The organism is Gilliamella sp. wkB7 (assembly GCF_001693435.1).
GTDB classification, from domain to species: domain Bacteria; phylum Pseudomonadota; class Gammaproteobacteria; order Enterobacterales; family Orbaceae; genus Gilliamella; species Gilliamella apicola_N.
In genome coordinates this window covers 1,745,345-1,767,056 of the sequence record NZ_CM004509.1, presented here as the reverse complement: position 1 = coordinate 1,767,056, position 21,712 = coordinate 1,745,345, and the positions used below count along the sequence as shown (strand labels likewise).

The window sequence follows — 21,712 nt, the reverse complement described above, 5'->3', positions numbered from 1 at the left end:
ACTCCTTATTTGAAAAAAATTCTATCTAAAAATCACGATTTTTTATCTTAAAAATATTCCTTAACATTTTTTTAAAATCTATTTGGATTTTATAAAATTATTTAGCTGTAAAAATGCACAACCTAATCGTAGCTAGATTTATTTATAACAATCAGCGATAATCTGACTAATTATATTAATATTAATGTAACTATGTTTACTATTTATCATTCAAATCAAGTCGATTTACTCAAGTCCCTAGTCAGTGAATTAATGCGCAGAGACCCCATAGAACAGGTTTTTACGCCCGATATGATAATTGTACAAAGCCAAGGTATGGCGCAGTGGTTACAAATTGAATTGGCCAACGACCTTGGTATTCTTGCCAATGTTGATTTTCCCTTTCCTAGCCAATTTATTTGGCAAATATATCAAAGCCTTTTACCGGATTCACCAACTGAAAATAACTATGACGTTGAATCAATGACTTGGCGTTTATACTATTTATTGCCTAAGATCATTGAACGACCTGAATTTGAGACAATCAAACATTATCTAAATATTGATAAAGAAGAACGCAAAAACTATCAATTAGCAACGCGGATAGCACGATTATTTGACCAATATTTGGTATATCGTCCTGATTGGTTAGCAAAATGGGAAGCCAATCAAACCGTAAGTGAATTAAATCATCATCCTGATGAAATTTGGCAAGCAGAATTATGGCGGCAACTTATTTCAATCAGCCTACCCTATCACCGAGCCAATATTTATCAGCAAATATTAGATATTTTGTTAGATAAAGACTTTGATCGTTTACGGTTAAATTCTTTACCTAAACGAGTTTATATTTTTGGGATCACTTCTCTTCCACCTATTTATCTGTCATTACTCTCAGCACTTGGTCAACACATCAATGTACATTTGATGTTTAACAATCCTTGTAAATGGTACTGGGGCGATATTGTTGAAAAACAACTATCCGATATTTTAAATACTCCCGATAAAATCCCTAATCCACTATTAACTTCATGGGGAAAACTAGGTCGCGACAATTTATTTTTATTGCAAGAATTTAATAGCAAACAGGATATTGAGGCATTTGTTGATCAAGAACGGACATGTCTATTGCACGCAATTCAGCAAGATATTTTAGAGCTGTATCAAAATGATTTGAATGATAAACAAATTGATGATTCAGATAAATCTATCTCATTCCATGCTTGCCATAGTGAACAACGGGAAGTCGAAGTATTATACGATTATCTATTATCTGTTTTTGATGAAAACCCTGATCTTGAACTACGCGATTGTATTGTTATGGTTTCAGATATTGATCGCTATGTGCCTTATATTCGTGCTGTTTTTGGTAATGCCAGTAATGAGCGCTATTTACCTTTTACCATTTCTGATCAAAAAGCTCGCAATATTGATCCCATCGTACAAGGTTTTTTTGCTATTTTAAACTTCCCAAACAGTCGATTCACCGCAGAAGAGTTATTTAATTTACTGGAAATTCCAGCCGTAGCTGAAAAATTTTCCATAAATGAATCACAATTAATATTACTGCGAACTTGGATTATTGAGTCTGGTATCCGCTTTGGTCTTGAAAGTGCACACAGCTGGTTATTTGGTCTTGAACGGTTATTGCTGGGTTATACCATGAATAGTGAACAAGGCGGATGGTTACAAATTTTACCTTATGATGGTGCAACAGGATTAGATGCGGAACTTATTGGTCAATTAGCTGAGTTTATTAAAGTTGTCCGTAAATGGTTTACGATTTTAAATGAAGAAAAATCATTGTCTGATTGGCAAGGTTGTTGCCTTGAATTAATTAATGATTTTTTTATGCACAATCAGCAACGCGATGCTATTTTATTAATGATAGAAGATGAATGGCAACAATTAATTAATAGTGGTTTAACAGCTCAGTTTACCGACCTTATTTCAATCACGGTTTTGCATGATGCAATGCAGGCACGTTTAGAACAAAATCACTTAGCACACCGTTTTTTAGTGGGTAAAATCAATTTTTGTACTATGATGCCTATGCGATCCATTCCATTTAAAGTAGTTTGTTTGCTAGGCATGAATGATGGTGACTACCCAAGAACATCATTACCGCTGGATTTTGATTTAATCGCCAAATACCCAAGACGAGGCGATCGTAGCCGTCGAACCGATGATCGCTATCTATTTTTAGAAGCTATTTTATCCACACAATATCAGCTATATATCAGTTATGTCGGGCGGGATATAAAAGATAATAGCGAACGTTACCCGTCAGTACTGGTTGATGAACTTTGGGAATATATTGTTCAATATTATGGTAAATCAACCAAAAATTTAGAAAAAAATCTCAATTTTTTAAGAGTGTTGCATACCAGAACGCCATTTAATCCTGTAAATTTTTTACAAGAGCCGAAAAGTTATGCTGATGAGTGGTTACCTGCAGCCCTGAAAAAAGGAGAAAGCCAAACATTTATTAGTCAAATACCTGCTATAAGTGTTGATTATATTAATCTTGATGAGTTAAAACGATTCTTTCAGCACTCTATTCGGTTATTTTTACAAAAACGATTTAATTTTTATGTCAGTTATCTTGATGATACTTTACCTGATGCCGAAAACTTTAATCTTGATAGCTTAAAACGTTATCAACTTAATGTACAAATTTTAAATCATTTAATTACTCAAACCGCCCAAGATTCAGAGGCTCTGTATCAACAATTAAGATTAACGGGTGAATTACCTGATGGCGCTTTTGGTGAGATCATTTATGATGAACAAACTGAAGCAATGCAATCTTTAGCAGATAAAATCCGTCAAGAACGGTTAGAGATGACCAGCGAGGAAGTCAATTTAACAATTGACACAAATAAGCAATATTACCCACTTCAGGGGTGGTTAACACATGTACAAGCCGATGGCATTTTAACTTGGCGCCCATCAAAGCTCTCAATTCGTGATGGTATCTCATTATGGATAGATCATTTGGTTTATTGTATTTTATACCCTGAGAAAGTTGATAACCAAAGCCGTATTTACGGTCGTGATGAACAAGAATGGCGATTTTCGCATTTAGAAGCCAACGAGGCATTAACTTACTTAACCTCATTAGTTGAAGGATTTTTGCAAGGTATCAATCAACCTTTATTAATGCCAATCCAAAGTGCATGGAGTTGGTTAACTTCGGCTTATAATAAAAAAACTGGTGAAATTGTTGCTAGTGATAGAGCTAAAAGTCAGCTTATAAATACTTGGCAAGGTGGCGCATTTCAATCACCCGAGTGCGACAGTTACTATGAACGTTTGTATCCTGAATTAACCGATGAACTGATAGAACAGATCATCCATTTTGCTAAGCAATTTTTACTACCAATTTTATTACATCAAGTAACAGTAGAATAGGAGGCATTATGTTTATAGATACGCATTGCCATTTCAATTTCCCTGCTTTTGTTACAGATTTAGACAACTCAATAAGTCGTATTCAACAAGCTAAAATTGCCAGTTTAATTATACCTGCTGTATCAGCAGATCATTTCAGTCAAATTCTGAAACTAACTGAACAGTATGATGAACTTTATGCTGCTCTGGGCTTACACCCTATCTATCAACATTCCCACGCTGATCTTGAAAAATTATCGGATATCGTTAGTACTTATCCTAATAAGTTAGTTGCCATTGGCGAAATCGGCTTAGACCGTTATGACATTTCCGTTGATTGGCAACAGCAACTTACTTTTTTTCGAGCTCAACTGGCTTTAGCTAAGCGTTATGAATTACCTGTTTTAATTCATTCTCGCAAAACTCATGATGTTATCTATCATGAATTACATCAAGCTAATTTACCTTGTCGTGGGGTGATCCATGGTTTTTCTGGAAGCTATCAACAAGCAATGCAATTTATTAAATTAGGCTATTATATTGGTGTAGGTGGCGTAATAAGTTACGCTAGAGCAAATAAAACTCGCCATACCATTGCAAAGTTACCTCTCGAAAGCCTAGTATTAGAAACCGATGCCCCTGATATGCCTTTAAGTGGTCGACAAGGGCAAATAAATCGTCCAGAAAACATTGTCGATATTTTTAATATTTTTTGTCAATTACGTACTGAAGATTCTAAACAAATCGATAGAACGATTCTAACAAATACCTTGACGCTATTTAATAGAATTAATAAAATGAAAATACAAAACCAAATACACTAATAACCATTTAATTATTAATAGTTTAATAAGCCACAAGGTGGTGCTTTATGTCTCAGCGTCATAGTCAGCTTTTTGTGCAATCCATTATTTCACTTACTCGATTATTTCCGTTATGGGCAATTCTTTGTGCAATAATCGCCTATTTTTCACCGTATACATTCGTTCCAATACGACCACATACATCACACTTATTGATGTTTGTAATGTTTACTATGGGAGTAACGTTAAGTATTAATGACTTTAAAAGAGTTGTAACTAAACCTAAAGCAGTCATAATTTGTACCCTACTGCATTACATTGTTATGCCACTTACCGCTTTAATCTTATCTAAATTATTTACTATGCGACCAGAGTTATTAGTAGGGATGGTTCTAGTTGGTAGTGTAGCGAGTGGAACTGCCTCCAACGTGATGATTTATCTAGCTAAAGGTGATGTAGCATTGTCAGTGACCATTTCGTCGGTTTCAACCCTTGTTGGTGTAGTGGTTACCCCGATTCTTACGCTTTTACTCGTTGGTACAACTGTTGAAGTTCCTGTTTGGGATATGTTAGTGCATATTATCCAAATTGTTCTAATTCCTATTATTCTAGGCTTGATTGTCCACCACTTCTTACATTCAATTGTAAAAAAATGCGAACGATTTTTACCATTGATGTCAATGATCTGTATTTTATTAATTATATGTATTGTTGTCGCTGGTAGTCATGATCTAATTGGCCAAGTTGGTATAACAGTTATTTTTGCTGTGATTATTCATAATGGCATTGGTTTACTAGGTGGTTATTGGGGAGGAAAATTATTTGGCTTCGATGAATCAACTTGTCGAACTATGTCATTAGAGGTAGGTATGCAAAACTCCGCATTAGCCGCTACTTTAGGCACTACTTATTTTTCAGCCCTATCAGCACTACCTGCTGCCGTATTTTCTGTTTGGCACAATATTTCAGGTTCGATTTTGGCTGGTTATTGGCAAGGAAAACCCGTTAAAAATAAGAAAAAATCTAACAATTAATCGTGAATATTGTAAAATAGAATTCATTCACTCTCTTACTCATTAATCATATGTAGGAGAGTGTGACCTTAGGATTTACTATGATCCTTCTCTCCCCAGCATATCAATCAATTTTAGGCTGAAAAAATGAATAGCGAATTACAGTTACCGCCCTTTGTTTATCGAATATTACCTTGGATTGCCGCATTTGCATTTTTTATGCAATCACTTGATACCTCAATTTTAAATACTGCTCTGCCAACTATGGCTAAAGACCTTAATGAATCACCTTTGAACATGCAATCAGCAGTTATATGTTATGCGCTAACATTGGCATTATTTATTCCAGTAAGTGGTTTTTTATCGGATAAATTCGGCACACGAAATATTTTTGTGATGGCCGTATCACTTTTTACCTTAGGATCATTGCTTTGTGCTTTGTCCAATTCATTAGTTTTTTTAGATATATCAAGGGTGATTCAAGGTATTGGTGGTTCAATGATGGTACCTGTTTCACGCTTGGTTTTGATTAAAGCATTCAAACGTAATGAGTTCTTAGCAGCGTTAAACACAGCAACAATTCCGGGGTTAATCGGCCCAGTACTAGGGCCGGTTTTAGGTGGCTACCTTGTTGATATGGTTAGTTGGCACTGGATCTTTTTTATTAATTTACCCATTGGTATTATTGGGGTAATGATTAGCTTAAGATATATGCCGAACATAAAAGGCGAACATATGCCTTTTGATTCATTTGGATTTATATTTATCGTTATTACTTTTATTAGTGCAACCCTTAGTGTTGAATGTTTAAATCAAGGTCAACAATATTATTTACCTCTGACTCTCGCTGTCATTAGCCTTGCTTTTTTATTTATTTATCGCAACTATGCAAAAAAGAAACAAGCCCCCTTATTTCCACTCTCTTTATTTGATATACGAACATTTAAAATAGGAATTATTGGTAATTTAGTTTGTCGATTAGGTATTTCTGGTGTGCCTTTTCTTATTCCTTTATTTCTACAAGTTGGATTCGGTTATTCGGCAATTTTTGCTGGTATGATGCTAATGCCAATGGCAATCGCATCAATCTGTACAAGGTTCTTTATTACTCGGATTCTTGGTCGTTTAGGCTATCGTTTCGTGCTAATAGCAAATACTATTTTGGCAGGAATTTTAATCCTTTTAATGTCGTTATTAAACTTAAGTACCCCACTTTTGATATTAGGGATTTTGCTATTTTGTATTGGTGGCGTCAATTCAATGCAATTTACTTCAATGAACAGTATAACGTTAGCAAATTTACAAGGAGAAAGCACAAGTAGTGGCAATAGTTTGATGGCCGTCAATCAACAGTTAGCGATCAGTTTTGGTACTGGTTTTGGTGCTTTATTGGTAAGATTATTTGGTTACACAACAACAACTATTCACGCTTTTCAACTAACCTTTGTTATACTGGGTATTGTGACCATGCTATCAAGCATGATTTTTGCTCAATTGAAAAAACAAGATGGTGAGAATTTAACGGCTCGGCATTAAGCGACAAGGAGATAACAATTATGTTTCAATATCAAATCATTCCAGTAACGGATTTTCAAGAAAACTGCAGTATTATTTGGTGTGATGAAACAAATGAGGCTGCCTTTATTGATCCCGGTGGAGAGCCAGAATTACTCAAAAAAGCAGTTGAAAAACTTGGGGTTAATATTAAACAAATTTTATTAACACACGGGCATTTAGATCATGTTGGCGTAGCTGCTGAATTAGCTAAACACTATGATGTCAAAATCATTGGTCCTAGCCAAGAAGATGAGTTCTTATTTACAGCCTTACCACAACAATCTATGCAATTTGGTTTTCCTTATACCGAAAGTTTTTTACCTGATCGTTGGTTAAAAGAGAACGATAAAATTCAGATTGGCAATATCTCGCTTGATGTCCTGTTTTGCCCTGGTCACACTCCTGGGCATATTGTATTTATCAATGTAAAAGATAAAATTGCTTTTGTTGGGGATGTACTTTTCAAAAACAGTATTGGACGAACAGACTTTCCTCGCGGGAATCATGCTGATCTCATCTCATCAATTACCCATAAACTATTTCCTCTTGGCGATGACTTTATATTTGTTCCCGGTCATGGTCCAATGTCAAGTTTTGGAAATGAACGAATGACCAATCCTTTCTTAGTTTAATAAAAAATGTTGAAAACAATAATGTAAACTTTTTAATATCAAAATAGTTTACATTATAAATTTTTGTATTATTATGGCACTACTGTTTATTTTTTAATGGTAGAAAATAATGAAACAACAATTAACAACATATTACCCTACATTCATTAACACGCTGTTCAATTTATCATCTTGGCAACGCAAATTATGTGCAACCACCAGTGCAGCACTATTGCTAGGCCTTGCTGCGAATATCAGCATTCCCACTTACCCAGTACCTTTTAGCTTACAATCTTTAGGTGTTTTACTGATTGGTGCTTGTCTAGGTCGTAAACTAGGTGCATTAGCGATTCTCCAATATCTGTTTTTAGGTGCGCTCGGTTTACCAATGTTTGCTAATGGTAGTGGTGGATTTATGGCGCTAATATCGCCTTCAGCTGGTTACTTATATGGGTATGCATTCAGTGCTTATATCGCCGGATTTGCTGCTGAAAAAGGTTATGATCGTCGCTTTCTTTTAGGATTAATCGCCTTTGCTTGCGCTCATCAATTAATCTTTGTATTTGGTGTAACTTATTTAATGGGTTATTTTCATATTTCACTTACCGAAGCATTACAAGTGGGTTATTTACCTTTCGTTGGTGTTGATGTGCTCAAGTTTATCATTGCGACTTGTGTTATGTTTTCATTATGGCGTTATCACGCGAAAAAACATCAATAAAGATGCAAATTGGCGATATCATTTTTCAATCTCAGAATGAGGAAAGCGAATTTAATAAGGCAATTACTCATTCTGGTTCCCTGCCTAGTTCAAACGATATAATCAATCAAATAAGCCATGTCGGCTTATATATCGGCAATGATCTGGTGATTGAGGCGACCCAAAAGCATGGAGTAATCAAGCAACCACTTAAATCTTTTTTAGACTCCGCCCAATATAATGTGGTTGCAACGATTGGCAATAAAACTATCATTAAAAATGCATTAATTCGTGTTCAAGACTGTTTAGGATTGCCCTATAACCACAGTTTTCGTTCAGATGCTAAAGGGTTTTACTGTAGTCAACTTATTACTTATGCTTTTAAGTATGAATCAGGTAAAGACTACTTTAAACTCTATCCTATGAATTTTAAGAATTTAACCACTGACCAGATTCTCCCCTATTGGATCAATTATTATCGAGAATTAAAACAACCGATCCCTCAAGGAGAGCTCGGCTCACATCCACAACAGCTATTAAGACAAAAAGAACTATTTAAGACAATCCTGACACTTAAATAATATTAAATAACGATAATAAGTTAAAAATTGAACAAAAAAGAAATTTCAGATAATTAACTATTGACATAACGACATTAAATCTATAATATGCGCGCTACATTTCGGTTCCTCCATAGTTCAGTCGGTAGAACGGCGGACTGTTAATCCGTATGTCACAGGTTCAAGTCCTGTTGGAGGAGCCAACTTCTCACATTATTTTATCTGCCATAAAAACGCCAAATTTCAATTATCATTTACTATTATTCTAACTTTACATTATTAATAAATTTCTTAAAAAATCATAAATAAAAATTACTTACCCCATACCATAATTACATTTATTCAATATGTTAAAAAATAAAATTATCAATCACGCTTCTTTGTTATCTTAAATGAATACAGTGATTGGGAAAGAACGTGTCTTTCAAGCATCTTGAACAAAAATGCTAGTTAGTCTATAAAAATAATTTCTAATTTAATGTTAAAAAATAGATGGATCTCAATAATTTATGTTTTTATCAGTTTTGTGCTCAATATGGCAATCTTTTTATTTAATCTAACCCAAATACTTTTATTCAGATCACAGAGCGAATCTTAGATATAACCATTACATTTTACGAAGAGAAACACAGTAGTTATCGTTAGCATATAGTAAACGATCATCGGCACCTGAAATATTTTTTGAGCCTTTATCTAAATCCCCTATCCAACCTAATATTTGTGGACGATATTGTGATGGCATTGTTTTTCCTAATTATTCCTTTTTCTCTTTCTTTGTTTTTATTTCTTGGGGGATCTAGTTATTGCACATGATATTTTTGCTTAATCTCACTCAGATGCTCGGGCGACAGGGCGTTAAACGCTTCCACCATCCATTCCGGCCAGCCTTGATCTTGGATGATATCCTTTTTAAAAGGTGTTTCTTGCTCCCACGTATATTTTCCGTCATTTAAACTGATTAAATCGTTAAAGCACATAAAATTATTGACCCATCCCCAAACCTGATAACTACCAATACCATTACGCAGTGGATCTAATAGCACATGGTCAATAGTTTTATGCGTGCCCGGCTCACACACCATTAAAATAGTAGTATTGAGTGAATAGGTGGAAAAGTTATGCACCACAACCCCATGTAAATCGACCCAATCATACTCTTTTATTCGTTTTTTATTAGGCTGTAAAAAATGAATAGGATTTTTAAATGAAGTAAAATTAAAGAAATAACTTTCATTAATATACACTTTATTGGTTTTACGATTAAAGATTATTGGGCATCCCCGCCGTGTAAAAAGATTTTGGTATAATTCGGGAATCATTACATATAAAATCAGAATAGAACAAACTAAACCAGCTAATAATAAAAAGTAAATAGCCTTATTCTTACAACTTGGAAGTGAATAAGTTAATGATGGTATCAAAAAAAAACTCCCAATTATACAAATTAAGCTTATACATAAATAAAAAATCTGATCAGAAGATGTTTTACGAAGGAAAGCGCAATAGTTATCGTTAGCATACAGTAAACGATCATCGGCACCTGAAATATTTTTTGAGCCTTTATCTAAATCCCCTATCCAGCCTAATATTTGTGGGCGATATTGTGATGGCATTGTTATTCCTAATTATTCCTTTTTCTTTATTTTTATTTCTTGAGTAATCTAGTTATTGCACATGATATTTTTGCTTAATCTCAGTAAGGTGTTCGGGCGACAGGGCGTTAAATGCTTCCACCATCCATTCCGGCCAACCTTGATCTTGGATGATATCCTTTTTAAAAGGTGTTTCTTGCTCCCATGTATATTTTCCATCATTTAAACTGATTAGATCGTTAAAGCACATAAAATTATTGACCCATCCCCAGACTTGATAACTACCAATACCATTACGTTGTGGATCTAATAGCACATGGTCAATAGTTTTATGCATGCCCGGCTCACACACCATTAAAATAGTAGTATTGAGTGAATATGTGGAAAAGTTATGCACCACAACCCCATGTAAATCGGCCCAATCATACTCTTTTATTCGTTTTTTGTTAGGCTGTAAAAAATGAATCGGATTTTTAAACGAAGTAAAATTAAAGAAATAACTTTCATTAATATACACTTTATTGGTTTTACGATTAAAGATTATTGGGCATCCCCGCCGTGTAAAAAGATTTTGATAAATTTCGGGTATAGATATATATATAGCAAGAAAGCAAGCAATTAGTCCGATAATAATAAGAAGTGAAATTAAATTTTCATTTTTATCTAGTATGTCAGATAGTAATGAAAAACCTAAATAAATTGTCGGTATTAATCCAATAAAAACTATAGTAAAAATGCATAAATAAAAAACTTGATCAGAATATGTTTTACGAAGAAAAGCACAATAATTATCGTTGGCATATAGTAAACGATCATCGGCACCTGAAATATTTTTTGAGCCTTTATCTAAATCCCCTATCCAGCCTAATATTTGTGGACGATATTGTGATGGCATTGTTATTCCTAATTTTTCCTTTTGCTTTGTTTTTATTTCTTGAGAAATCTAGTTATTGCACATGATATTTTTGCTTAATCTCAGTAAGGTGTTCGGGCGACAGGGCGTTAAACGCTTCCACCATCCATTCCGGCCAGCCTTGATCTTGGATGATGTCCTTTTTAAAAGGTGTTTCTTGCTCCCACGTATATTTTCCGTCGTTTAAACTGATTAAATCGTTAAAGCACATAAAATTATTAACCCATCCCCAGACCTGATAACTACCAATACCATTACGCAGTGGATCTAATAGCACATGGTCAATAGTTTTATGTGTGCCCGGCTCACACACCATTAAAATAGTAGTATTGAGTGAATAGGTGGAAAAGTTATGCACCACAACCCCATGTAAATCGGCCCAATCATACTCTTTTATTCGTTTTTTATTAGGCTGTAAAAAATGAATCGGATTTTTAAACGAAGTAAAATTAAAGAAATAACTTTCATTAATATACACTTTATTGGTTTTACGATTAAAGATTATTGGACTACCTTTTCGTGTAAAAAGATTTTGGTATAATTCGGGAATCATTAGATATATGGTAAGAAAGGAAGCAATTTGTCCAATAATAACAATAAGTAATATAAAATTTTCCTTTTTAGAAATTAAATCAAAAATTAACAAAAAGCATATGTAGATTGCTGGAATTAAACACACAATGATAATTGTAGAAATACATAAATAAAAAATCTGATCAGAAGATGTTTTGCGAAGGAAAGCGCAATAGTTATCGTTAGCATACAGTAAACGATCATCGGCTCCTGAAATATTTTTTGAGCCTTTATCTAAATCCCCTATCCAGCCTAATATTTGTGGACGATATTGTGATGGCATTGTTGCTCCTTTTCGTTAATTAATTTTGTTAGACTTTTTGGTAATGACTAATGGAACTGCTTCACGGTTATTATACTCAATGATTATATGGTATTTTTTAATACTATTAGCGCCAATTGTGCCTGCAATCCATTTATTAATAATTAACCCATCACTGTCAATACTATCACCTTGTTTAACCATAATATTTTTAATATCACTAAATTTTGGTTTGCTTTCGATCACTTTTGTTCCATTCTCTAGAGTTTGCGTTAATTGAAATTCAGCTGGCTCATCGATATAACGCTCCCCAGTTGAGGAAGGAAACTTGCTTATCAATGACGGCAGTTCATATTTATTGAAATACATTTTTTTATCGGTACAAATATATTTGTCGGTTCCAGGACCATTTTTAATCTCTAAAACTTCAATACCGTTGGTTGTTACGCGACATTTTAAATCGATATATTTATCGGTTATCACACTGGATTGGTTATCAAGATGTTCCTAGTTATAAAGATATAAACGAATGGAAGCCGTTAGCACTTCGTTAGGATTGGCTTTGGCAAAATCGGGAATATCCACATAAAAATAGATATGTTCCTGAAACATATTGGCAGAATCACCAATTGACACAACAGGGGCACCATTATAAAGTGGTTTCTTACGAATAAAGGTCTGAATGCCATAGATCATAACGGTATAGTCATTGAGTGCTAAACCAAAACCACTGTGTGAATAGCGATCTTCTTCATGATAAGCGTCATAACCTAAATATTCTAATTCTGCTTGTTTGCCAAAATAGCAGCGATTTAACCAATGCTGAATAGGCGTGAATTTATCATACTTTTTACTGAAGAGAATTAATAAATTTCCAATCACCATTACTACAATACCTATAACAATAGTGATGGGTGTTCCAATTAGTAAAACTATAGCACCAGCTCCTAAAAGGATAGCTCCCACCATTCTAAATTTAAAATAAATATTATCCTCCATATCCACCATATCAAACGAACTTTTTAACTCACCAATGGCTTCAAGAACGGTGATTGCTGCTGTTACTCTGGAAACTGTTTTATTAATTAGAGTATTTAATTTTAATTGACTACGAATGGCTTGCTTATTGGTATTAATAGCATTTTCTAATTGCTTATTGAGTTTAATATTTTGATATTGACTGGTTAAATCAACACTCATTAAAGCTAGTGATACCACATCTTTTATTAGTTGTACTTTTACTTTTTGTTCGCCACTGCCCTCTTTAGCAACTCCCCACTCTTTGAGAGTGTCTTTTATATTCATCAAAGTGACAACACATGATATTGCATCCACTGCCAGATTAATGGCAAAAGTTATTTTTCCAATTTTGATTTCGCTATTAACGCCTTCTAACTCAATTTTATTAATGACAGTTTCTAAATCAATTTTATTTTTGTTTGAAAGATCTCCTATCTTTTCTATTTTTTGGTTGATTTTTGTGGTTTTATTGCTAGTATTTTTGCTACTACCTTGATTTATTTTTTCATTGATTGACGTTTTATTTTTGGTTGCATTCTCAAGCTGTGCTTGAAGATTTTTTTGTTTATAAATTAGCTTAAAATAGTCTTTATACGCATTTTCAATAAATTTTTTTAATTCGTAGGGGTTTAATATCCCATTGGTTTTCTTAATAAACTCGACAAATAAACTTCTTGTTACTTTGTCTGGAAAACAGAGCGTAAATTTAGCTTTTCTGGTTTTAGTTGTACCTGTTTTGGTTACCTCTTCATCAATGTCAAAATTTTGCAAAAATTCCTGTTCGTGTGGATGATAAAGACCTCGATTAAAAAAACTTCGCTGCATTTGAGTAAATAAACTTTGGATTTTAGCGATATTCTCAGGTTTTATCTGTATATTAATTTCAACGGGCATCGCCCCGATTCTGGCTAGTTGATCAAAAGCGTTAAGTCGCATCCACTGTGATTTTATAGGTATATGTAATTGGTCTTTAATTAGTACAGCCTGCTTTTTAAGAGCGGTATTATTTAATAAATCATTTCTATTAGCGCTCTGCCCTAAGTTTGACACATTTGGTTGAGCCATTTCTGACATTTGTTGATTAACCTTTTCAAGCTCTTTATTTAATGTTTGAATTTCAGCGTTGTACTTTCTTTTTGCCTTTATCAATTCTTGAATTTCAGTTTGATTATGGACTGGAATACTCTTTTTTTTGCTTTCCAGTTGTTCTATTTTTTGCTGATTGATTTTAATTTCAGCTTCTAACTGTGCTTTATTTTGTTCTAATATATATTGTTTTCTTTTTAGTGCGTCTTTGTTTACTTCTTCAATTACTTTATTTACAACAGGTGCAAAACTCAAAACATTTGATATTATATCGCTAGGTTTGAGCAGTCGGTTATCCGTCAGTTCAACATACACTTCTTCATCACGATCAATACCTTTAGGATTATTATAGTCAATAATGTAATAGATACTTTCTGGATTGCTAAGCAGCTCATCCCACAAGGCGCTATCATTGGCAAATTTTATTTCTGAATGGGTTGAATCTAATAGTATTTGCGTAACTTCTGTTACATGCGCCATCAAGGCTGTTTCAACCGAAAAATCAAATTCACGTTGCCAAAAATGGACTAGGTTAAAGTTGCTTGGTTTTGATTCACCATAGTCCGATATAAACTCTTGCTTACCAAACAACCAGCGAACATAAGTATAATAATCTTGTGACCATTCTCGACAATAATTAACGACTTCGTTATAAGCTGACTCTAATTCGCTAGTAAAAATCTGAATTTTACCTTGATCAACACAATCATCAAAATCGTCTAATGCTTGCTTTTTGTCGGATGATAGATTGCCTATTATAGCTCGCATTGCTGCTGATACGGTAATACCGTTATAGACAAGATGATCATTACCAGAATTTACAACTTTTTCAATTTCTTCCTCTACTTTAGCAATTTCACGATCATAAAACGTTACAATTGACTGACGGTACTGAGTCATCAATTCAAATATCATCCGTTTTTTTAACATTCCAGCTTCATAATATTTAAAGCGTTGTTGCAAATCTGGATTGATTGTTTTGAGCATATTTTTGGCACGTTGTTCATAAATTTTGGTTTCTTTATCGATGTCATCCAAATTATCAATACTTTCTTCAGCAAGTTTTAATTCGTCATCGGTCAGCGGTTTTTCATTGAATATATGCAAATGCGAAAGCCGCTGAGAGTTTAGCTCTTCAGCAATACCAAAGGTGTCTTCCACAACGACACCACATGAGGAATCTGATAATTGATTGACATGGTAGGCAAATAAACGTTTTTGATTATAAAGACTGACAAATGGATGTGCCGATTTGAAGTTTGTCAAAGGGTCTTTTTTTATTCTAAATTCAAGTACGTTACTGACACTTTCGGTATCATCCGCTTTACCAAAAATATCCGCAAAAGGTACTGCTCGATTGTTAGTTGCATGATCGGGATCGTCTTTCAATTTGGTTATATCAATATGGGTAAAACGAGACAGCGCCAGTTTGTCTTGTTCTTTAATATATTGATTAATTGTTTCGCTAGACCAAGGTTGTGATACATACGCTACCCATGCATTGGTATAGACTCGATCATCTAAATTAATAAATGAAGCTGGAATGGAGTGACAGGCATTGTAACACGCTTTTGATAATGGTCTTGGTTCTGTACCACTTAAACTATAAGCATCTTTTAAACGTAATGCACCATCAATACACTCATAAGCTTCAAGCATTCGTGTATTAATATCATCCCCTTTTTGTTGCATCACATAAACATAACCATTGCGCAGGGTACGCAAAATATAACCATAATCTTTTAACTGTTCGTCAGGCATGCGATTTTTAAAGTTTATTTTTTGTGCATAATTAGCTAACGATTGATAATCAAGATCACTTTTTGCGCCGTCAAACGGAGCTAACTTAATTACCGCCTGACGCAGTAAAAACACCGGAATCCCTTTCCGCTCACATACAGGACATTTACCAGCAGCTTGTTTTTTATTTTGATTGGCGGTATTTATTTCTTTTTGCATGTTGGCTATTCCTTATTATTTTATTATTTTATTATTTTATTATTTTATTTATCTAATTTACTTAATGTTTGTACTTTCAATAATAATATTGGCATTATTAATTTGTGTTGATAGTGTTCCAGGTGTTTTTTTAGCAAGCTCAGTTAACATTAAAACTTTTGGATTTTGGGTAAAGGCTTGATGGTACCTTAAACCACAAATTCCCCAAAATAAGATATCACCAGCATCAACTAAACCTAATTGCTCGGCTTGCTCAACCAATTGTGTCGCCTCAGTGATAACATCTTTTGATAATGGTAAAGATTGTTGCTCTTCAAATTGTAATCGGTTATTTGCCCAAGCATTAACCAAAGTACGAATTATTCGAATATTTTTAATAGGCAGATTGTCATCAACATCCCAACTCTTTTCTGGCATAGTTTCTTTATTAGCAGTAAATTGAATAAATTTACCATTATGAATTGAAGGATAATAATAGTTGTAAATTTGAGAAAATTGCGCTTTTAACCACGCTTTATTTTGATTTGAACCCACTTCATCTAAAAATTGCATCCGAAAAGGCTCAAAAAATGGGTAATACGATCCTTTCAAAGTTCGACCAATTGAATTACCAATATCGATTAATTGTTTTGCCAACGCTGATGGTTTTTGGTCACTAACCAGATAAGCACAGATATAACGTTGTGACCAAAAACGCTCTAATGTGGCTTGTCGGCTAATGTCATCAATAATGACATCATCGGTCAATATACTTGGCTCTGCCAATTGAATCAATGTCGGGCAAACACTCGGATCGTAATCTAGATCAGTACGTAATACTGTTGTTAGTTTTTTTTCACCAAAAGCTTTATTTTCACCAAATTGTTGAGTTAGTTTTTCAAGTGATAACGGATTTGCCCAATGAAGTACAACCCTATTATCAATTAAAAGATAACGATATCGACTAAAATTATCGTACCTATTTAGTTCATTGAACATTTTTAACCTTTTTTCGTACAGCGTTTATCATTAATTTCACTCATTTTTAGTAAAATAGTTCTTTTTTGTTAACGCTCGTTTTTCATCGCGTTACATTTTAAGTAGACATTATCGACGATCCCCAACTCAATGACGTTTTCGTTAATTTTAATAAATGAATCAGTTAGATCTAACATTGGGTTGACCGATAACTTTTTGTAGCTGAAAGTGGAAATAATTGAATAATTGCAAGATTGATTTAATTGTTCGTCTATTGCAACTGGAAAAATAGAAATTAATCTATTGGCTATGATATCAATTTCAAGCGAATCACGATTTTTTAAAACCGTTTTAGAAAGTGCATTAACACTGGCTGATATTGTTTTTAAAAAAGATGTTTCCATTACTTCCTTACATATCCTGACAAGCTAAATTTTATTTATTATTTTTTAAAATGAAATATTTCCAATATTAACTTTAATATAAGTACATTACATTTTGTATAAAGGATATAATTTATTTGTATGATTTTCAATCTGTTATTATGTTTTTTTTAACTTGATTATGTGTTATTTTTTATCAGGTTATAGTCAAATAACCATTATTAGCATGATTAAAATTACTCTGTTAGCAAGCTAAATAATCGATACAAAATGTCAATTACCTGTAACACTTATTTATTTAATTTTAAGGTTAGAAATTAGCATTTATTAAAAATAATGTGCAGACTATTTTATATGAAAAGGATGATGTTAGTTACTTTTCTTATTTTAAAATCATCTAATTAAAGATGACTATAATGGTATTAATTGAATTTATCATTGCAAATGATAATTATTGAAATACAAATATTTTGTTTTTATAACTGTTATTGCTTAATATATTGTTGAGTATTTTTGAGATAATTAATACTAAGTTTATTGTCAATTAATATAATAATTTTAATACATTAGGAATTAGGAACCCATGCATATACATTTTATAGTCCACGAAGAATTTGAAGCACCAGGAGCCTATGAACAGTGGGCAAAAATACATCAACATACTATTAGTTATTCTCGCGTTTATCTTGGTGAATCACTACCTGATAATATCAATGACATTGACTTTTTGATTATCATGGGTGGGCCGCAATCACCGGCAACGACGAAGCAAGAATGTGCACATTTTGATTCATTAGCTGAACAAGCAGTAATTTTGTCAGCCATTGAAGCAGGGAAAGTCGTTATCGGTGTTTGCTTAGGTTCACAATTGATTGGTGAGGCATTAGGTGCGACTCATGAACACAGCCCAGAAAAAGAAATTGGCAAATTCCCAATTATATTAACTGAAGTTGGAAAACATCACTCTTTATTTACGCATTTTGGTGATGAATTAGCGGTAGGTCATTGGCACAATGATATGCCGGGATTAACAAAAGATGCACAAATAATTGCATATAGTGAAGGCTGTCCGCGGCAAATTATTGCTTATGGTAAATTTGTTTATGGTTTTCAGTGTCATTTAGAATTAACACATGAAGTCATTGAAAAACTCATTCCTCATTCGCTAAATGATCTGAATCAAGCTGCAAATTATCGTTTTGTTGATACACCCGAAATGTTACGGGAACATGATTATAGCCAAATGAATTTAAAGCTTTTTGTTTTTCTTGATAAGTTAAGCATTAATTATTTATCACTTATAAAAAATAATCAACTCAGTGGTTAGGATGGAGTTGTATGCAAAACACTATTGTAGAAAAACCTAAAAAACGCAGTCAGTTAAGATTAAAATTAGGTAAAGAGTATTTTATTGTTAAGCGTAAATTAGATTGGTGGCGCAACCGCCACGCCTATTGCGTAATAGATAAGAATAATAATACTTGTTGCTATTCTCATAAAAAACATCAATCTGTATTGTTAAGACAACTAAAAGATGTTGATATGTATTTGCAATATAACAAAATCACTAATCTTCGCTTAGCGATTGAACAGATTAACGGTTCGATAATTAAGCCCAATCAACGATTTTCAATTTGGCAAAAAGTGGGGCGGCCGTCTAAAGAACGTGGTTTTTTAGAAGGTCTCTCACTACATAATGGTCAAATCGGTAAAGATATTGGTGGTGGCTTATGTCAACTTGGCAATTTAATTTACTGGATTGCACTGCACTCTGATTTAACAATTATTGAACGGTGGCGACATAGTTTTGATGTTTTTCCTGATGTTAATCGTACTATTCCATTTGCTTGTGGTGCAACATTATCTTATAACTATATAGATTTACAATTGCTCAATAAAACAAATACAACATACCGACTTAACCTTTGGTTAGATGATGAATACTTACATGGTGAACTGCTAGCCAATACACCGCTATCTTATCACTATGAAATATTCGAAACTGATCACGTCATTGAGCAACAATGGTGGGGTGGATACACGAGGCACAATAAGATATGGCAACGTAAAACGCATTTGCTTGATAATCAGATAGAGGAAAACCTTATTAGTGAAAATCATGCAATTATGATGTATACACCTTATTTAACTCAGCAAAACTAACCGTAAAAATCGTACAGCAATTACATTAATTAGATAGTCATCAACTATCTAAATAATAGTTTGTGGACACTAGTAATAGCTCGTATACTTTTAACATAAAAAGTAAAAAACCAATAAATGAAAGGAGCAATTTCATGGCTTATACATTACCCCCTCTACCTTATGCTTATGATGCTTTAGAGCCTTATATTGATACTGAAACCATGCATCTTCATCATGATAAACATCATCAAACTTATGTAAATAACGCTAACGCATTATTAGAATCATTACCTGCTGAAGTTAAAGACTTTTGTCCTGAAACATTACTAAAAAACCTAGATAAAGTCCCATCAGACAAAGTTACTGGCATCAAAAACAATGTTGGTGGTCATGTTAATCACACTCTTTTCTGGGAATTGTTAAAAATTGGAACTGAACTTAAAGGTGAGTTGAAAGCTGCCATAGAAAAAGATTTTGGTTCGATTGATGCATTTAAAGAGAAATTTTCTGCTGCAGCTGCAACCCGTTTTGGTTCAGGTTGGGCATGGTTAGTACTTAAAAATGGTAAGCTTGAAGTTGTTTCCACCGCTAACCAAGATTCACCAATTATGGGTGAAAAATTTGCTGGTGTATCTGGCACACCAATTTTGGCTCTTGACGTTTGGGAACATGCTTACTATTTGAAATATCAGAATCGTCGTGCTGACTACATTGGGGCATTTTGGAATGTCATTAATTGGGATAAAGTCGCCGAGTTATACGCAGAAGCTAAAAAATAATTTAAATAACTTTATCCAAACTACCTGATAATGACGCCTTGTGCGTCATTACCGTTTTAGAGTAATTATTCTTTACCATTGTGGCTATATTACGTTATTACGTTTAAATTATTTTGTAAAATTTGAACCATTTTTTTATCAATGTTCACCTCTTTTTGATAATGTTACTTTATCCCTCACTTTGTTGGATAAAATTATTGAATCACAATGAACCAAGCCTAAATTGGTAATTGCTAAATTATACTTAAATCCGCTACAATGAATGCTTATTTAAAAATCATAAACTGAGCATCCAATTTAAAACATGTTTGAAATTAATCCGGTTAAATCAAAGATCGCTGAACTTACCGAACGCACTGCTGTGATTCGGGGGTATCTTTGACTATGATCTAAAAAAAGAACGACTAGAAGAAGTCAACGCCGAATTAGAGCAATCTGAAGTCTGGACTGATCCTGAAAAAGCACAAGCTTTAGGTAAAGAACGAGTAGCACTTGAAGATATCATCAATACCATTAATTCATTAGAGCAAGGACTTGACGATGTCGAAGGTTTACTTGAGCTTGCTATTGAAGCCGAAGATCAAGATACCTTCAATGAAACCAATCTAGAACTTGAACAATTAGAAAAAAAACTAGCAGGCCTTGAGTTCCGCCGTATGTTTTCTGGCGATTACGATAGTGCTGACTGTTATTTAGATATTCAATCAGGTTCAGGCGGTACTGAAGCGCAAGATTGGGCAGAAATGCTACTCAGAATGTATTTGCGTTGGGCCGAATCAAAAGGTTTTACCACCGAAGTTATGGAAGTATCAGATGGTGATGTTGCTGGTATAAAATCAGCAACAATTAAGGTATCTGGCGACTATGCTTATGGTTGGTTGCGCACCGAAACAGGAGTTCATAGGTTAGTACGTAAAAGTCCATTTGATTCAGGTAACCGTCGTCATACATCATTTGCATCTGTCTTTGTCTACCCTGAAATTGATGATAATATTGATATCGATATTAACCCTGCCGATCTTCGTATTGATGTTTATCGTGCATCCGGTGCGGGTGGTCAGCATGTTAATAGAACTGAATCAGCGGTACGTATTACCCATATTCCAACAGGCATTGTAACGCAATGTCAAAATAACCGTTCTCAGCACAGTAATAAAGATCAAGCCATGAAGCAGTTGAAAGCTAAATTGTATGAGCTTGAAATGCAGAAAAAGAATGCTGAAAAACAGCAGATGGAAGACAATAAATCCGATATTGGTTGGGGCAGTCAAATTCGTTCGTATGTCCTTGATGACTCAAGGATTAAAGATTTACGTACTGGTGTAGAAACACGCAATACTCAAGCCGTTTTAGACGGTGATTTAGATCAATTTATTGAAGAAAGCTTAAAAGCAGGTTTATAACCCTGCTTGGTGATAAATAAAAGG

19 protein-coding genes and 1 tRNA gene are annotated in these 21,712 nt (G+C 33.8%); 12 read left to right on the top strand and 8 right to left on the bottom strand.

The annotated features are described in order from the left end of the window. Positions 1-192 precede the first annotated feature (192 nt). The 8 genes from recC to A9G17_RS07655 all read left to right on the top strand — a co-directional run bounded on the left by recC (position 193) and on the right by A9G17_RS07655 (position 8,819). Positions 193-3,393: an exodeoxyribonuclease V subunit gamma gene (gene recC, locus A9G17_RS07690; RefSeq protein WP_065738219.1), complete on the top strand. Its 3,201-nt coding sequence runs from the start codon at positions 193-195 to the stop codon at positions 3,391-3,393. Positions 3,394-3,401: 8 nt separating this feature from the next. Beyond that, entirely contained in the window at positions 3,402-4,196 is a 795-nt protein-coding gene (locus A9G17_RS07685; RefSeq protein ID WP_065738218.1) for a TatD family hydrolase, read from the top strand. Positions 4,197-4,243: 47 nt separating this feature from the next. Then, the gene (gene panS / locus A9G17_RS07680; RefSeq protein ID WP_065738217.1) at positions 4,244-5,209 is read left to right on the top strand and encodes a ketopantoate/pantoate/pantothenate transporter PanS; all 966 of its coding nucleotides are present in this window, start codon (positions 4,244-4,246) and stop codon (positions 5,207-5,209) included. A 126-nt stretch (positions 5,210-5,335) separates the two neighbouring features. Beyond that, positions 5,336-6,724: an MFS transporter gene (locus A9G17_RS07675; RefSeq protein ID WP_065738216.1), complete on the top strand. Its 1,389-nt coding sequence runs from the start codon at positions 5,336-5,338 to the stop codon at positions 6,722-6,724. Positions 6,725-6,744: 20 nt separating this feature from the next. Then, the gene (locus A9G17_RS07670; protein ID WP_065738215.1) at positions 6,745-7,377 is read left to right on the top strand and encodes an MBL fold metallo-hydrolase; all 633 of its coding nucleotides are present in this window, start codon (positions 6,745-6,747) and stop codon (positions 7,375-7,377) included. A gap of 109 nt (positions 7,378-7,486) precedes the next feature. Next, positions 7,487-8,077: a biotin transporter BioY gene (locus tag A9G17_RS07665; RefSeq protein ID WP_065738214.1), complete on the top strand. Its 591-nt coding sequence runs from the start codon at positions 7,487-7,489 to the stop codon at positions 8,075-8,077. Beyond that, on the top strand, positions 8,047-8,637 hold the full coding sequence (locus tag A9G17_RS07660) for a YiiX/YebB-like N1pC/P60 family cysteine hydrolase (RefSeq protein WP_081301717.1): 591 nt from the start codon (positions 8,047-8,049) through the stop codon (positions 8,635-8,637). The genes A9G17_RS07665 and A9G17_RS07660 overlap by 31 nt, the downstream gene beginning before the upstream one ends. Before the next feature lie 106 nt (positions 8,638-8,743). Next, a tRNA-Asn gene (locus A9G17_RS07655) sits at positions 8,744-8,819 on the top strand. Between the two features lie 404 nt (positions 8,820-9,223). On the opposite strand, the gene A9G17_RS13235 is transcribed toward A9G17_RS07655, so the two are convergent. From A9G17_RS13235 to A9G17_RS07620, 8 genes are all read right to left on the bottom strand, one after another. Then, a complete protein-coding gene (locus A9G17_RS13235; RefSeq protein ID WP_256114184.1) occupies positions 9,224-9,358 on the bottom strand; it encodes a hypothetical protein in 135 nt (44 codons plus the stop codon). A 58-nt stretch (positions 9,359-9,416) separates the two neighbouring features. Then, positions 9,417-10,229: a DUF6708 domain-containing protein gene (locus tag A9G17_RS07650; RefSeq protein WP_065738212.1), complete on the bottom strand. Its 813-nt coding sequence runs from the start codon at positions 10,227-10,229 to the stop codon at positions 9,417-9,419. A 52-nt stretch (positions 10,230-10,281) separates the two neighbouring features. Then, on the bottom strand, positions 10,282-11,103 hold the full coding sequence (locus A9G17_RS07645; protein WP_065738211.1) for a DUF6708 domain-containing protein: 822 nt from the start codon (positions 11,101-11,103) through the stop codon (positions 10,282-10,284). A gap of 52 nt (positions 11,104-11,155) precedes the next feature. After that, positions 11,156-11,977, bottom strand: coding sequence for a DUF6708 domain-containing protein (locus A9G17_RS07640; protein ID WP_065738210.1), 822 nt, complete (start codon positions 11,975-11,977; stop codon positions 11,156-11,158). A gap of 15 nt (positions 11,978-11,992) precedes the next feature. After that, positions 11,993-12,439, bottom strand: coding sequence for a hypothetical protein (locus tag A9G17_RS07635; protein ID WP_065738209.1), 447 nt, complete (start codon positions 12,437-12,439; stop codon positions 11,993-11,995). A 24-nt stretch (positions 12,440-12,463) separates the two neighbouring features. Further along, positions 12,464-16,021, bottom strand: a complete 3,558-nt coding sequence (locus A9G17_RS07630) for a toxin VasX (protein ID WP_065738208.1) — start codon at positions 16,019-16,021, stop codon at positions 12,464-12,466. Positions 16,022-16,078: 57 nt separating this feature from the next. Next, entirely contained in the window at positions 16,079-16,999 is a 921-nt protein-coding gene (locus tag A9G17_RS07625) for a hypothetical protein (RefSeq protein WP_065738207.1), read from the bottom strand. 68 nt (positions 17,000-17,067) lie between these two features. Next, positions 17,068-17,382: a hypothetical protein gene (locus A9G17_RS07620; RefSeq protein ID WP_065738206.1), complete on the bottom strand. Its 315-nt coding sequence runs from the start codon at positions 17,380-17,382 to the stop codon at positions 17,068-17,070. A gap of 562 nt (positions 17,383-17,944) precedes the next feature. On the opposite strand from A9G17_RS07620, the gene A9G17_RS07615 reads away from it, so the two are divergent. The 4 genes from A9G17_RS07615 (at position 17,945) to prfB (ending at position 21,688) form a co-directional block, all read left to right on the top strand. After that, the gene (locus A9G17_RS07615) at positions 17,945-18,688 is read left to right on the top strand and encodes a type 1 glutamine amidotransferase (protein ID WP_065738205.1); all 744 of its coding nucleotides are present in this window, start codon (positions 17,945-17,947) and stop codon (positions 18,686-18,688) included. 11 nt (positions 18,689-18,699) lie between these two features. Beyond that, the gene (locus A9G17_RS07610; RefSeq protein ID WP_065738204.1) at positions 18,700-19,524 is read left to right on the top strand and encodes a VanW family protein; all 825 of its coding nucleotides are present in this window, start codon (positions 18,700-18,702) and stop codon (positions 19,522-19,524) included. Positions 19,525-19,658: 134 nt separating this feature from the next. Beyond that, positions 19,659-20,285, top strand: coding sequence for a Fe-Mn family superoxide dismutase (locus A9G17_RS07605; protein ID WP_065738203.1), 627 nt, complete (start codon positions 19,659-19,661; stop codon positions 20,283-20,285). A gap of 304 nt (positions 20,286-20,589) precedes the next feature. Then, positions 20,590-21,688, top strand: a protein-coding gene (gene prfB / locus A9G17_RS07600) for a peptide chain release factor 2 (RefSeq protein WP_141677571.1) whose coding sequence is annotated in 2 segments (ribosomal slippage) — positions 20,590-20,664 and positions 20,666-21,688 — 1,098 coding nt in all. Because the reading frame shifts where the segments join, the coding sequence is not laid out codon by codon here. Positions 21,689-21,712 lie beyond the last annotated feature (24 nt).